Origin of the sequence: Phenylobacterium sp. (assembly GCF_965284355.1) — a bacterium.
In the GTDB taxonomy this organism is placed as follows: Bacteria; Pseudomonadota; Alphaproteobacteria; order Caulobacterales; family Caulobacteraceae; genus Phenylobacterium.
Window position 1 is genome coordinate 1301607 of the sequence record NZ_OZ260078.1, and the last position, 13316, is coordinate 1314922.

13 protein-coding genes and 1 other RNA gene are annotated in these 13316 nt (G+C 69.2%); 11 read left to right on the top strand and 3 right to left on the bottom strand.

From position 1 onward, the window contains the following. Positions 1–202 precede the first annotated feature (202 nt). Positions 203–979 carry an SDR family oxidoreductase gene (locus ACQ66R_RS06315; protein WP_430420229.1) on the bottom strand — a complete coding sequence of 259 codons (777 nt, stop codon included), beginning with the start codon at positions 977–979 and terminating at the stop codon, positions 203–205. A 70-nt stretch (positions 980–1049) separates the two neighbouring features. Here ACQ66R_RS06315 and ilvN point away from each other — a divergent pair, with 70 nt between their 5' ends. Further along, the gene (gene ilvN / locus ACQ66R_RS06320) at positions 1050–1601 is read left to right on the top strand and encodes an acetolactate synthase small subunit (RefSeq protein ID WP_430420231.1); all 552 of its coding nucleotides are present in this window, start codon (positions 1050–1052) and stop codon (positions 1599–1601) included. A 42-nt stretch (positions 1602–1643) separates the two neighbouring features. Beyond that, the gene (locus ACQ66R_RS06325) at positions 1644–2594 is read left to right on the top strand and encodes a hypothetical protein (protein WP_430420233.1); all 951 of its coding nucleotides are present in this window, start codon (positions 1644–1646) and stop codon (positions 2592–2594) included. Positions 2595–2596: 2 nt separating this feature from the next. Here ACQ66R_RS06325 and ACQ66R_RS06330 read toward each other — a convergent pair whose 3' ends face one another. Next, positions 2597–3172, bottom strand: a complete 576-nt coding sequence (locus tag ACQ66R_RS06330) for an inner membrane-spanning protein YciB (protein ID WP_430420235.1) — start codon at positions 3170–3172, stop codon at positions 2597–2599. A gap of 269 nt (positions 3173–3441) precedes the next feature. On the opposite strand from ACQ66R_RS06330, the gene ssrA reads away from it, so the two are divergent. From ssrA to ACQ66R_RS06355, 5 genes are all read left to right on the top strand, one after another. Further along, positions 3442–3803, top strand: a transfer-messenger RNA (tmRNA) gene (ssrA, locus tag ACQ66R_RS06335). Positions 3804–3970: 167 nt separating this feature from the next. Next, positions 3971–4990 carry a zinc-dependent alcohol dehydrogenase family protein gene (locus ACQ66R_RS06340; protein ID WP_430420237.1) on the top strand — a complete coding sequence of 340 codons (1020 nt, stop codon included), beginning with the start codon at positions 3971–3973 and terminating at the stop codon, positions 4988–4990. A gap of 138 nt (positions 4991–5128) precedes the next feature. Then, positions 5129–5584: an SspB family protein gene (locus tag ACQ66R_RS06345; RefSeq protein WP_430426231.1), complete on the top strand. Its 456-nt coding sequence runs from the start codon at positions 5129–5131 to the stop codon at positions 5582–5584. Between the two features lie 5 nt (positions 5585–5589). After that, positions 5590–6072 carry a PaaI family thioesterase gene (locus ACQ66R_RS06350; protein WP_430420239.1) on the top strand — a complete coding sequence of 161 codons (483 nt, stop codon included), beginning with the start codon at positions 5590–5592 and terminating at the stop codon, positions 6070–6072. Between the two features lie 5 nt (positions 6073–6077). Then, complete coding sequence (locus tag ACQ66R_RS06355; protein WP_430420241.1) at positions 6078–6845, top strand: C13 family peptidase; 768 nt, start codon at positions 6078–6080, stop codon at positions 6843–6845. Here ACQ66R_RS06355 and ACQ66R_RS06360 read toward each other — a convergent pair. Beyond that, positions 6842–7531, bottom strand: a complete 690-nt coding sequence (locus tag ACQ66R_RS06360) for a PEPxxWA-CTERM sorting domain-containing protein (RefSeq protein ID WP_430420243.1) — start codon at positions 7529–7531, stop codon at positions 6842–6844. The genes ACQ66R_RS06355 and ACQ66R_RS06360 overlap by 4 nt on opposite strands. Positions 7532–7684: 153 nt before the next feature. Between ACQ66R_RS06360 and ACQ66R_RS06365 the strand changes: the two genes are divergently transcribed. The 4 genes from ACQ66R_RS06365 to ACQ66R_RS06380 all read left to right on the top strand — a co-directional run bounded on the left by ACQ66R_RS06365 (position 7685) and on the right by ACQ66R_RS06380 (position 13316). Continuing rightward, entirely contained in the window at positions 7685–9736 is a 2052-nt protein-coding gene (locus ACQ66R_RS06365) for a serine hydrolase domain-containing protein (RefSeq protein WP_430420245.1), read from the top strand. Between the two features lie 261 nt (positions 9737–9997). Further along, complete coding sequence (gene fliF / locus ACQ66R_RS06370; protein ID WP_430420247.1) at positions 9998–11641, top strand: flagellar basal-body MS-ring/collar protein FliF; 1644 nt, start codon at positions 9998–10000, stop codon at positions 11639–11641. Further along, positions 11641–12669 carry a flagellar motor switch protein FliG gene (gene fliG / locus ACQ66R_RS06375; protein WP_430420249.1) on the top strand — a complete coding sequence of 343 codons (1029 nt, stop codon included), beginning with the start codon at positions 11641–11643 and terminating at the stop codon, positions 12667–12669. Before fliF ends, fliG begins: the two co-directional genes overlap by 1 nt. After that, a complete protein-coding gene (locus ACQ66R_RS06380; protein WP_430420251.1) occupies positions 12669–13316 on the top strand; it encodes a flagellar assembly protein FliH in 648 nt (215 codons plus the stop codon). Before fliG ends, ACQ66R_RS06380 begins: the two co-directional genes overlap by 1 nt.

Here is a 13316-nt window from a genome sequence, read left to right on the forward strand (position 1 = left end):
CCTAACGCGAACCAACCTCCCAAGCGCGCACGCCCTTGCCCTCGACCTGGCGGTCGTTGGCGGTGGCGGGCAGGCTGTAAGGCCGGTTCAACACGGTCGTTCTCCTTCGAGGCGGCGGCCGATAGCACGTTCGCCGAGCCCGTCAAAAGTGTGTTTCAGATGAAACCAACCTTGAGCGTGGAGTGTGGCCGCGGAACCACGATCACCCCGGCGAAGCGCTGATCCCACCATCCACCGTGAACACGACGCCCGTCGTATAGGCGCTGCGGTCGGAGGCCAGGAACGCCATCAGGTCGGCGATCTCGCGGGGCTTGGCGGGGCGGCCCAGAGGATAGTTGGCCATGAGCTCGCGGTAGCGGTCCTCGTCGCCCCAGCGGCGCTGGGCCGCGGTCTTCATCAGGGTGACGATGCGGTCGGTCTCGACCGGCCCTGGGCTCACGCCCACAACGCGGATCCCGTCGCGCAGCGACTTGCCACCCAGCGCGCGGGTGAAGGCGTAGAGGGCCGCGTTGCCGGTCGACCCCGCGATGTAGCCGGCGTCCATGCGCTCACCGGCGGCGCCGATGTCGTTGATGATCACGCCCGAGCCACGGGCCTTCATGTGGGCGTAGATGGCGCGCGTGAGGTTGATGTAGCCGAACACTTTCAGCTCCCAGGCGTGGCGCCATTTGTCCTCATCCACCGCCTCCAGCGTGCCGCCGGGGATGTCGCCGGCGTTGTTCACCAGGATGTCGGCGTCGCGGCCGGCGTCCGCCAGAGCTTTGAGCTGGTCGGGATCGCGGATATCGGTGACCGCCACGCGGGCCTGGATCTGATGCTGGCTGCGAAGCCGGCCCGCGAGCGCGTCCAGCGCCTCGCCGCTGCGCGCCGCGAGGATCAGGTTGCACCCCTCCTCCGCGAACACCTCGGCCGCCGCCGCCCCGATGCCCTTGGAGGCGCCGGTGATCAGGACGGTGCGTCCCGTGAGGTTGAGGTCCATACGGCGTCTCCGGTTGCGATGGCGCCTATCCTGTGACACCTGAGCGGCGACCGCCAAGGACCTGTTGCTCATGACCGACGCCACCCAGCCCGCCTCCGTCTACGACCTGGCCCACAAGGACCAGGAGGAGAGCCGCGCCACGTTCGCGGTGCTGGTGGACAACGAGCCGGGGGTGCTGCACCGGGTGGTCGGGCTGTTCGCGGCGCGCGGCTACAACATCGACAGCCTGACCGTGGCCGAGACCGACTCCACGGCCCACACCAGCCGGATCACCATCGTCACGCGCGGCACGCTGCAGGTGCTGGCCCAGATCGAGGCCCAGCTGCAGAAGATGGTCTCGACGCGCCACGTCCAGGACGTGACCCGCGACCCCAACGGCATCGAGCGCGAGCTGGCGCTGGTGAAGGTGAGAGGCACGGGCGTCGAGCGCGTGGAGGCCCTGCGCGTCGCCGACATCTTCCGCGCCAAGGTGGTGGACACCACCCACGAGAGCTTCGTGTTCGAACTGACCGGCGCGTCGGCCAAGATCGACAAGTTCGTCGACCTGATGCGGCCCCTGGGCCTGGTCGAGGTGTCGCGCACCGGCGTGCTGTCGCTGCAGCGGGGCGTCGAGGTCTTCTAGGATCGAGGCGGAACCCGCAGGGCCGGCCGCCTCTTTCATGGCGTGTCCGTACGCGCCGCCCTGACTGTGATCCTTGCGCTGAGCCTGGCGGCCCCGGCGACGGCGCAGATTCCGTTGATCGTGCCGATCCCGCGCAAGGCCAAGCCGCCTCCCGAGGGGCCGCGCCCGCCGCCGCCCGACCTGCCGGCCGCCGAGGCGGCGGTATGGCCCTTCCCGGCGCCCGACCCCAGGACCTGGTGGGACGACAAGCGGCCCAAGGCGAGCGAGGCCGCCGATCCGCTGGGCCGTCGGCGCGTGCGCCGGGGCGAGCGGCTCCCCAACCCGGACAATGGCATCGACGCATCGACATACCGGCTGTGGGGCCTGATGCCGCTGCAGTGGCAGCTGGTGCGTGGCGACGAGGTGATCCTCGAGCTGTGGACCCGGCCCTCGAACAGCGTGCGCCAGACGGTGACGCGGATCGTCGTGCGCGGCGGGGACGCCTTCGTGCAGGCGCGCGCGGGCCTGGCCTGCTGCGAGGCGGGGATCGCGCGGCGCGTAGGCTTCGACGAACAGCTGCCCGCCGGCTCGGCGGCGCGGTTCCGCGCACTGGCGCAGTTGCCGCTGTGGCGATCGCCGCGCGACGTGCGGGTGGAGCAGCCCGGCCTGGCCGACGCATTGTGTGTCGACGGCACCGGCTACGACCTGACCCTGGTGGCCCCCGGCCGGACGGCCGTCCTGCACCGCGCCTGCGACCCGGCCGAGGTGGGCGAGGTCGGTGAGGTTCTGGAGGCGATGCTGGGCGCGGCGCTGGGCCACGACGGGCGCTTCGACGTGGTCTTTCCCAAGGGCGCCAGCTTCGCGGGGGCCCGCGGCGCCTACCGCACCCTGCTGGCCGAGGGCGGCCGGCTCAAGCCCAATCCGGACGCACGAGCCCCTGCGCCCGGCGGGGAGCCCGCGCCGACGGCGGAGCCAGACGCGGACGCCCCGGCGACCGCGCCGCCCCGGCCCTGACCTCAGGCCACGCTTGCCAGCGTCGCCTGCTCGGCCCGAATCTCGCGGATCGAGGCGGCGCGCATGTGGACGTACTGCACGCCGAACAGCGCCAGCTTGGACGCGATCGGGAAGATCGCCTTGTAGAGCGGCCAATGCTCGGGCATCGCGACGGCGAAGACCAGATTGAGGCCGGCGGTCAGCGCCATCAGCCCGGCCCAGACGTAGCCGTAGGCGATCACGACCCCCTGCGCCCGGCCCCGCGCGATCGGCGGCATGTAGCGGACCATCCAGCCCCGGCGCAGCATGAAGGCGGCCAGCACGAGGTAGATCACCGTGGGCTTGGCCATCAGGAAGCGGGGGTCGTGCACCACGAGGCTGGCGGCGCCGAACACCAGCACCAGACCCAGGCTGGCCCACTGCAGCGGCGCGATCGGGCGGCGCAACCCCAGCATCAGGGCGACGTGGCCCACGCCGGTCGCCATGGCGATGATCGTGGCGGTCAGCGGATCGACGCCGGCGATCAGCAGGCCCGCGAACAGCAGGCTAGAGAAGAGGTCGTTGACCAGGGGCTTGGCGGCTTGGCCGAAGGTGTTCACAGCGTGTGTCTCCAGGGGTCTTAAGAAGGTCCCCGAAGGCTAGCGGGCGGCCCTCGGACCCGTGAGTCCGCCCACGAAAGGCCGGTGGCGATCCACGAATGCGGCCCCGCCGTTGGCGCTTCGCGAGCGACTCTCCCGCCCCTTCATGGGGAGGGATAGGCGGCGTGAGCCGCCATGGCGAGGAAGTTGGGTCCAGGACTCCGAGGTCGATGAGGATCGCCACTCCCTCACCCTGGCCGCTGACGCGGCCTGTCCCTCCCCATCAAGGGAGGGATGATTTTTCAAACGCGACCCCCTATATGTGGGCCGTCGGGTTCGCCCGACTATGGAGATAAACGCGCGCATAATAAGCGGACTGGACCCGGGTGCGATTCCCGGCGGCTCCACCAATCTTCTCTCGGGTTATCGCCGAGGCAGTGCGGGGCCGATCAGCATCGACAGACGTGTAAAGGCGTTGCTTTCTCTCGGCATGACCCACCGTCCCGGGTCTTTAAACTAAATGCGAACGATAACTTCGCTGAGGAAGTCCGCCTCGCCGCGTAATGCGGTTCGGTGACATCCGACCTAAGTCCTAGGGGTTCAGATCCTTAGGCGGGGCCCGGGAGGCGCCTGCCAACAGAAGCCTCCCACCTTCCTCCCGACGGTTCCTGACGCCTCCCTTCTGCAAGGCAAGGGTTTGGAGGCGCCTGCCAACAGAAGCCTCCCACCTTCCTGCCGATCCCGGCGTCAGCAGAACCCCTCCTCCGCTTGCCAGGAAAGCTGTCTCGACTCGGGCGGCGTCTCCGGGAACGATTGCGCATGCTCGCTTACCGTTTCGACCAGCCCGACAGCATGATCAGCCTGCGCGCCCGCGAAGAGCCGGTGGGCGAGCCGCAGCGCGGCGAGGTGCTGGTCCGCGTCCGCGCCGTGTCGCTGAACTACCGCGACATCGCCACCGTGCTGGGGCGCTACGTCTGGGACTCGGTCCCGAACCTCATCCCCTGCAGCGACGCGGCGGGCGAGATGGTGGCCGTCGGCGAGGGGGTCACGGCCTTCGCGCCCGGCGACCGGGTGATCAGCATCTTCCACCCGCGATGGTTCGGCGGCCGTCCGCCCAAGGGCGTGGGGATGCAGACCTATGGCAACGGCGCCGACGGCTGGCTCGCCGAGTACAAGGTGGTGTCGCAGGAAGCCGTCGTCCCCCTGCCCGACTCCATCTCGTTCGAGGACGGCGCCACCCTGCCCTGCGCGGCGACCACCGCCTGGACCGCGCTGTCGGGCCAGACGCCCGTGCGCGCCGGGTCCAGCGTGCTGACGCTGGGCACCGGCGGCGTGTCGATCTTCGCACTCCAGCTGGCCAAGGCCATGGGTGCGCGGGTCATCTCCACGACGTCCAGCGCCGCCAAGGCCGAGCGACTGCGCGCCCTGGGCGCCGACGAGGTGGTCAACTACAACGAGATCCAGGAATGGGGCCGCCACGTCCGCAAGGCCCTGACCGGCGGCCAAGGCGTCGATTGCGTGGTCGAGGTAGGCGGACCAGCCACGGTGACCCAGTCGCTGCGCGCCGTGCGCCCGGGCGGCGAGGTGGTGCTGATCGGGTTCCTCAGCGAGGAGAACCCCGGCATCGACTACTTCGCGCTCAAGGGCAGCAGCGCCATCGTCCGCTCGATCGGGGTCGGCGACCGGGCCGCATTGGAGGATCTGGTGCGGGCCTGGCACGGCGCGGGGCTCTCGCCGGTAATCGACCGGGTGTTCGGCTTCGACGAGGCGCTGGGCGCGTTCCAACACCTGGAAGCCGCGCGCCACATCGGCAAGATCGTCATCCGCGTCGGCGACTGACCCGACGCGCGTCATGAGGACGCCTCGGGACGGGCCGGGGTCATCCGGCCTTGCACCGCCCTCATCAAACGTTACCTTCGACGTGTTCCGTGGTTTGGAGTGTTGCGCGTGGCCCAGGATCCGCCGGTCCAGGATCTGATGAACTACGAAGCGATGGCGCAGGATGCGCTGCGCGGCGTGGCGAAGGCTGCCCTGAAGCGCGCCGCCGCGCCTGAGGGTCTGCCGGGCTCGCATCATTTCTACATCACCTTCAAGACCGACGCGGCCGGGGTCTCGGGCCCGCAGGACCTGTTGGGCAAGTACCCGGACGAGATGACCATCGTCCTGCAGCACCAGTACTGGGACTTGGCGCCCGGCGAGACGTTCTTCTCGGTGACGCTGCAGTTCGGCGGCCAGCCCAAGCGCCTGTCGATCCCGTACGGCGCGATCACCCGCTTCTACGATCCCTCGGTGCAGTTCCTGCTGCAGTTCGAGCCGCCGCCCCCGGCCCCGCCCGAGGCGCGCGCCGAAGCGCCCGCGCCGAAGGAAGCGCCGGTCGCGCCGAAGCCGACCGAGGCCACCGTCGTCTCCCTCGACCAATTCCGGAAGAAGTAGCCCGTATGACCGATGTGGCGGCCACGACGGCCAACGCGGAACCCGAAGCGCTGACCGACGAGGCGATCCTCGCGCGGTTCCAGCGCACGAAGAACCAGCCCACCGGCTCGCAGACCCTGGGCTTCCGCATGGTCTCGGTGAGCCAGGCGACCAAGTCGGTCGAGGTCGAGTTCGACGCCAAGGCCGAGCTGTTGCTCAACCCGATGAAGCAGATCCAGGGCGGCTATCTCTGCGCCATGCTGGACGAGGCGATGAGCGTGGCCTGCATGGTGGCCTCGGGCATGACCGCGGTCGCGCCGACGCTGGAGATGAAGACCAGCTTCTTCCGGCCGGGCGCGCCGGGGAAGATCAAGGGCGTCGGCCGGGTGGTGAAGTGGGGCCGTCAGGTGGCCTTCACCGAGGGCGAACTCTACGACCCCGAGGGGCGGCTGCTGGCCAAGGCGACAGGGACCGCGATCCCGACGCCGTTCCAGAACTACAAGAAGTAGTCGGCGTGCGCCGGCTCGTTCTGCTCTTCGCGGCCCTCTGGCTCGCGGCGGCGGGCGGGGCGCAGGCGGCGGCGTTCGCCGATTGGTCGGCCGTGGTGGTGGCCGGCGACTGGCACGCCAGCGACGGCGGCGCGACCGAAGGCTTCGACAACGCCCGGCGCGACGTGACCCTGGCCCTGGGCCGGGCGGGCTTCCAGCCGGCCAACATCCGCCAGTTCTCGGTCCGGCCCGAGCGATACAAGGACACCAACCCCGAGAAGGCCGATCTGCGCGCCATCTACGAGGCCATGGTGGACGTGTCGGGCAAGGCGCCGGGCGGGTGTCTGTTCTATCTCACCTCGCACGGGCTGCCGCAGGGCGCCCAGGTGGACCAGCGGATCCTCGCCCCCGGCGTGCTCGACACCATGCTGGAGCGGACCTGCGGCAAGCGGCCCACGGTGGTGGTGATCTCGGCCTGTTTCTCGGGCGTGTTCGTTCCGGCCCTGGCCAAGTCGAACCGCATGGTGGTGACCGCGGCCAGGCCCGACCGGACCTCGTTCGGCTGCGGCCAGGCGAACAAGTATCCTTACTTCGACGACTGCTTCCTGGCCTCGATGCCCCAGGCGCGGGACTTCGGCATGCTGGCCAACGCCACGCGCGAGTGTGTGCGCACCCGCGAGATCGCCGAGAAGATGAGCCCGCCGTCCGAGCCGCAGATCTGGGTGGGGGCCGAGCTGCGGCCCATGCTGCCGCTCTATGCGTTCGAGGCGCCGGCGGCGGCCCGAAAACCTTAGCGTCTGCGGTCGCGGTCCACGCGGATCGGAACCGGCGAGAGCTTGCGACGGCGCAGCGCCGCGCCAGCCAGCCCGAAGCCTGCGATCATCAGGGCCCAGGTCGTGGGTTCCGGCACCGCGTTCATGCGGAAATCGTCGACCAGCAGGAAGCTGGGGTTTTCGCCGTCGACGCCGTTCGCGACGCCCGCTTCGAGCGTATAGGTTCCGGCCGCCAGCACGGTGGAGAACGACGTCCAGTCGGTGTAGCCGAACGCGCCGACGCCGACGCCGGGCCCGCCGGCGATGTCACGGTAGAACAGCTCGATCACGTCGACGCCGCTGATGAGGCGCACGTAGCCGTAGTCGTTGTAGTCGATGAAGTCCTCGGCGAGGAACGCGGCCGAGCCCGAGAACGTGCCGCCCTTGGTGGTGAACGTCTGGCGGATGAACATGGGCGAGGTGTCGAAGCCGGCCTGGATCACGCCCAGCATCGAGCCGTGGATCGGCGTGTAGACCTTGCCGTCCGGGACGCCGTTCTCGTCCTTGTGCTCGAACACGCCGGGGGTCTGGAAGAGGCTGGCGTCAGCCGCCCAGTCGTTGAGGATGTCCTCGAAACTGCCGTTGAACAGCTCGGCGGCGCCGGCAGGCGCAGCGAAGCCCGCGGCGGCGAGCGCCAGCGCGGCGATGATTGACGTCCTTGCACCCATACTCAGCCTCCGAGCGCCACGCGGCGCTTGCGACCTGTTAAGCATAGCGGGTTTGCGGCGCTGCGCCACGCTTCACCTCGTCGCGGCGAGATCACGGTCCACGACTCAACCCAGGTGATATGGTCGCCAGCTATCTGGGGAGATCGAAGATCAATGCGTAGCCTCGGCAAGGCGATGCTGGCGACGCTGGCGCTTCTGGTCGCGCCCGCCGCCGCGCAGGAAGCGCCGTTTCCCAAGGCGCCGATCGTGGCCAAGAGCCCGGTCGTGTCGGCCGCCGAATCGTCGGCGCCGCCGGCCCGCATGATTCCCGGCGCGCGACTGCCCGTCGGCCAGGCGATCGCACCGGCGGAACTGGAGGCCTTCGTCGACGGCTGGATGAGCGACGCCATGCGGCGCGAGCACGTAGCCGGCGCGACCGTGTCCATCGTCCAGAACGGCCAGGTGGTCCTGAAGAAGGGCTACGGCTTCTCGAACCTGGAGCCCCGCAAGCCGGTGGATCCCGACCGGACGCTGTTCCGCATCGGCTCGATCTCGAAGACCTTCACCTGGATCCTATTGATGAAGGAGGTGGAGGCGGGCCGGATCCGCCTGGACGCCCCGATCAACCTCTATCTCAACGAGAAGGTCCGCCTGACCGGCAAGTCGCGCGATGTCACCGTGCGCAGTCTCATGGAACACACGCCTGGTTTCGAAGACCGGGCGCTGGGCCAGCTGTTCGAACGCGATCCCCGACGCATCCGCCCCCTGGACCTCTACCTTCGGCAGGAGCGGCCGGGCCGCGACCGCAAGCCAGGGCTGGTTTCCAGCTATTCCAACTATGGCGTGGGCCTGGCCGGCGCGGCCGTGACCTTCGGCAAGGGCAAGACATTCGAGCGGATGGTCGAGGACGAGATCACCATTCCGCTGGGGATGAACCGCACCACGTTCCGCGAACCCCGGCCCGAGCGCCGCGGCCTGCCCGCGGCGATGCCGCAGCGGCTGAGGGACGACATCTCGACCGGGTACAGCTGGCGCAACGCCGGCTTCGCGGCGAACGACTATGAGTACATCGGCCAGGTCGCTCCGGCCGGCTCGGCGTCGTCCACTTCAGGCGACATGGCGCGCTACATGCTGATGCTGCTGGGCGACGGGCAGTGGAACGGCAAGACCGTGTTCGGCCCACGTGCGGCCAGGGCCTTCCGCTCGCCGCTGCGTCAGACTCCCGACGGCGTGAACGGGTGGGCCCACGGCTTCATGGTCTTCAGCCTGCCGGGCGACTTCAAGGGCTATGGCCACGGCGGCGATACGCTGGCTTTCCACTCCAACATGATGGTGATCCCCGAACTGGGTCTGGGCATCTTCGTCAGCACCAACAGCGAGAACGGCGCGAAGCTGGCGGGGCCTCTCCCCGAGTCGGTCGTGCGCTACTTCTACGCCAGGCCTGAGACGTTCCCGCGGCCCGGCTCGGCGGCGCTGGCCCGGGCGGGCGCCCTGTTCGAAGGGGCCTATCTCTCGACCCGCCGCGCGAACGGCGGCCTGGAAGGCTTCGTGGGGCTGATCGCAGGGTCATCCGAGGTCGAAGTCACCTCGGGCGGCCGGCTGATCACCCGCAGTGCGCTGGGTGACGAGCGCGCCTGGGTCCCGGACGGCCCGGTGGCCGAGGGCCGCTTCATCTCGACCCTCGGCGACAGCCGGCTGATGTTCCACATGGAGGATGGTCGGGCCGTGAGCTACCGGGGCGCGATCAACGCCCAGACCGAGAAGCGCGCGCCCTTCACCGAACGACTGAGCACGCTGACGCTGATGGCGGGCCTGACCCTTTTCGCGGCGCTGGCCAACTTCGCAGGCCTGGCGCTGCGCAACCGTCGCGAGGTGCGGCAGAACCAGATCCAGGCCCGGGCCGCCATCGTCCAGACCATGCAGGCGGGCCTGTGGCTGGCGTCCTTCATCCTGTTCGGGCTCTGGGCCGGCGGCGCATCGGACATCCAGGCGCTCATGTACGATTTCCCCGGCCCGCTCCTGGTGACCGCTTCGGCCTCGGCCCTGGTCGCCTCGGCGCTGGGCCTCCTGACGATCGCGGCGCTGCTGTCGGTGTGGCAGGGCGGCAGGCGGGTTGATTCGTGGACGGTGTCCCGAAAGACGTTCTTCACGATTTCGGTGCTGATCTACACGACCTTCTCGGTGCTCCTGGCGATGAATGGGGCCCTCGAGCCCTGGAGCAGCTAGAGCGCAACCCGCCGAAGCGGATGCCGATTCGGCGTCGAGATTGCGCTCCAGCCCAAGGCGGCGAGCCTCTTCGCCCCGATCCGGCCGGGCCTGATCCGGCGGAGCTCGGGGGGCCGCCTGCGACCGCTGGTCGCGACCTGAAAAGCCTCCGCTACAGCCAAGTCTAAACCCCCCCTTAACCAAGGACTGGGAAATTGTTGCCTACCTGGAGGGGGGACGCGTCGGCGCGCCCCTTCGCGTGTCGGGGGGGGGCGAGGGGCCTTGAACCAGTTTACGGCCATGCTGCAGAGGTTTGGGATCGGCCGTCTGGCCGCCATCCTGGGCCTTGCCGCCGGCGTCGCCGCCGTCGCCGCCGCCGTCTTCATGAACCTGGGCCAGCCCAAGTCCCTGCTCTATTCAAACCTGGACCTCAAGGAAGCGGGCTCCATCACCGCCGCGTTGGACCAGGCGGGCGTGAAGTACGAGGTCAAGGGCGACGGCTCGACCATCCTGGTGCCCCGCGACGAGGTCGCCTCCACCCGCCTGATGCTGTCCAGCAAGGGCCTGCCGACGGCGGGCTCGGTGGGCTACGAGATCTTCGACGAAGCCAACGCCCTGGGGCAGACCGACTTCGTCCAGCAACTGAACCGCCAGCGCGCCCTGGAAGGCGAACTGGCCCGCACGATCCAGGGCCTGGACGGCATCAGCTCGGTGCGCGTGCACCTGGTGCTGCCCAAGCGCCAGCTGTTCGAGGAAGAAGCCGAGCAGCCCTCGGCCTCGGTGACGATCGGCGTCGGCGGCCGCGAGCCCGGCCCCGACCAGGTCCGCGCCATCCAGAATCTGGTGGCCGGCGCGGTGCCCAACATGAAGCCCGATCGCGTGACGGTCGTGGACCAGCACGCCAAGACGCTCTCGGGCGGCGACGTCGGCATGGCCGCCGAGGCCGATGGCCGCAAATCGGAGGTCGAGCAGCGGATCGCCAAGCAGGTGAAGCAGCTGGTCGAGGGCGTGGTGGGCCCGGGCAAGGCCCGCGTGAACGTCACCGCCGACCTGGAGCTGGCGCGGGTGACCGTGCAGCAGGAGACCTTCGATCCCGACGGCCAGGTGATCCGCTCGGAGAGCACCGCCGAAGAGAGCAGCCGAGACAACGACCAGGCCGGCGCCGGCCAGGCCTCGGTGGCCGCCAATGTTCCCGGCGCCGGGGGCGACGCGGCCAACAACAGCTCGTCCAGCGGCCGCACCGATTCGACCACCAACTACGAGATCTCCAAGACTGTCCGCACCGAGGTGCAGGAGCCCGGCACGGTGAAGCGCCTGTCGGTGGCCGTGGCCGTCGATGGCGCCACGGGAACGCCTGGCAAGGACGGCAAGCCCGGCGCCTACACGCCGCGCTCGGCCCAGGAGATGCAGCAGATCGAGCAGCTTGTCCGCTCGGCCGTCGGCTTCAACCAGGATCGCGGCGACCAGATCAGCGTGATCAACGTCCGCTTCCCCACCGCCGAAACCAGCGGCGGCGTCGAGGCGGCCAGCCCCCTGATGGGCTTCGACAAGAACGACATCATGCGCGCGGTCGAACTGGCGGTGCTGGCGATCGTGGCCATCCTGATGATCTTCTTCGTCGCCCGTCCCCTCCTGGGCGGCGGCGACGGCAAGAAGGGCAAGAACGGCGCGCCCGCGATGATCGCGCCCGCCCAGATCCAGCGCGTCATGGTCGCCCCGGACGGCCAGCCGATGCAGATCATGGGCGACAATCAACTGGCCCTGGCCGGTCCGACCAGCGCCGAAGATCCGAACCACCGCATCGACATGGCGCGCGTCGACGGTCAGGTCCGGGCGAGCGCGGTGAAGAAGGTTTCCGAGTTCGTTGAACGTCACCCCGACGAGTCCGTGGCGATCCTCCGCTCCTGGCTGCATGAGACGACCTGATGGCGCGCTCTCCCGGTAAGAACATCATCGACCCGTCCCGCCTGAACGGCGCGGAGAAGTGCGCCGTGGTCCTGCTGGCCCTGGGCGAAGAGCACGCCCACGTCTGGCAGTCTCTGGACGAGGAGGAGATCAAGGAGATCTCCCAGGCCATGGCGTCGCTGGGCAACGTCACCGCCGCGGTCGTCGAGGATCTCCTGGTGGAGTTCGTGTCCGGCGCGGCCGGGACGGGCTCGATCATGGGGTCGTTCGAACAGACCCAGAAGCTGCTGGCCTCCATCATGCCGCCTGAGAAGGTGGACCAGTTGATGGAGGAAATCCGTGGCCCCGCCGGCCGGACCATGTGGGACAAGCTCGGCAACGTGAACGAGGCCGTGCTCGCGAACTACCTGAAGAACGAATACCCGCAGACCGTCGCGGTGGTGCTGTCGAAGATCAAGTCCGAGCACGCCGCCCGCGTGCTGGCCTCGCTGCCCGAGGACTTCGCGCTGGAGTGCGTGATGCGCATGCTGCGCATGGAGCCGGTGCAGCGCGAGATCCTGGACAAGATCGAGCAGACCCTGCGCAACGAGTTCATGTCGAACCTGGCGCGCACCAGCAAGCGCGACAGCCACGAGATGATGGCCGACATCTTCAACGCCTTCGACCGCCAGACCGAGACCCGCTTCATCACCGCCCTGGAAGAGCGCAACCGCGAGGCGGCCGAGCGTATCCGCGCCCTGATGTTCGTGTTCGAAGACCTGTCCAAGCTGGACCCTGGCGGCGTTCAGACCCTGCTGCGCGGCGTCGAGAAGGACCAGCTGGCGTTGGGCATGAAGGGCGCGTCGGACAGCCTGCGCGAGATGTTCTTCTCCAACATGTCGGAACGCGCCGCCAAGATCATGCGCGAAGACATGGAGACCATGGGCCCCGTCCGTCTCAAGGACGTCGACCAGGCCCAGATGGCCATCGTTCAGGTCGCCAAGGACCTCGCCAACAAGGGCGAGATCATGCTGGCCGGTTCGGGCAGCGACGATGAGCTGATCTACTGATGTCCGAAGCGCACCAGAAATTCAGCTTCGACACCGAGTTCGACGGCAGGGGCGGCGTGGCCTATCAGGCGCCTCGCCCGAAGCGGCTGTACCCGCTGGAAGAGGTCGAGCAGCTGCGCGAGGCCGCCCGCGCCGAAGGCGAGCGCGCCGCCATGACCAGCATCGCAGCCCAGCAGGCGAACGCCCTCAGCCAGATCGCGGCAGCCTGCAACCAGGCGCTGCCCCGGCTGGCCGAGGTGGCCCATGAGCATCGGCTGGGCTCGGCCGCGCTGGCCCTGGCCTGCGCGCGGGCGATCGCCGACGCGGCGCTGGAGAAGTTCCCCGAGGCGCCGGCTCAGGCGGCCCTGGCCTCGCTGGCCCGCGAGATCGACGCCCAGCCCCGACTGGTCGTGTCGGCCGACCCGGCGCTGGCGGAGAAGCTGCAGATCGTCCTCGATGAGACCGCCCGCGGCCTCGGCTTCGAAGGCGCGCTGGTGGTGAAGCCCGACGGCAGCTTCGGGTCCCACGCCTTCACCCTCGACTTCGGAGACGGCCAGGCGGCCTACGACCCCGCCCTCGCCGCCCAGCGCGTGACCGCGGCGCTTGAAGCCGCCCTCGCCTCCGAAGGCCTCCACGCCGAGCCCCTTATTCCCGGTTCAGAAAGCTAA

What these genes read in the sequence shown, in the direction of transcription:
- ACQ66R_RS06350 (WP_430420239.1), top strand. Translation starts at nt 5,590, where the DNA reads ATGACCGATGTGGCGGCCACGACGGCCAACGCGGAACCCGAAGCGCTG.
- ACQ66R_RS06340 (WP_430420237.1), top strand. Translation starts at nt 3,971, where the DNA reads ATGCTCGCTTACCGTTTCGACCAGCCCGACAGCATGATCAGCCTGCGC.
- ACQ66R_RS06360 (WP_430420243.1), bottom strand. Translation starts at nt 7,531, where the DNA reads ATGGGTGCAAGGACGTCAATCATCGCCGCGCTGGCGCTCGCCGCCGCG.
- ACQ66R_RS06315 (WP_430420229.1), bottom strand. Translation starts at nt 979, where the DNA reads ATGGACCTCAACCTCACGGGACGCACCGTCCTGATCACCGGCGCCTCC.
- ACQ66R_RS06380 (WP_430420251.1), top strand. Translation starts at nt 12,669, where the DNA reads ATGTCCGAAGCGCACCAGAAATTCAGCTTCGACACCGAGTTCGACGGC.
- fliG (WP_430420249.1), top strand. Translation starts at nt 11,641, where the DNA reads ATGGCGCGCTCTCCCGGTAAGAACATCATCGACCCGTCCCGCCTGAAC.
- ilvN (WP_430420231.1), top strand. Translation starts at nt 1,050, where the DNA reads ATGACCGACGCCACCCAGCCCGCCTCCGTCTACGACCTGGCCCACAAG.
- ACQ66R_RS06365 (WP_430420245.1), top strand. Translation starts at nt 7,685, where the DNA reads ATGCGTAGCCTCGGCAAGGCGATGCTGGCGACGCTGGCGCTTCTGGTC.
- ACQ66R_RS06345 (WP_430426231.1), top strand. Translation starts at nt 5,129, where the DNA reads ATGAACTACGAAGCGATGGCGCAGGATGCGCTGCGCGGCGTGGCGAAG.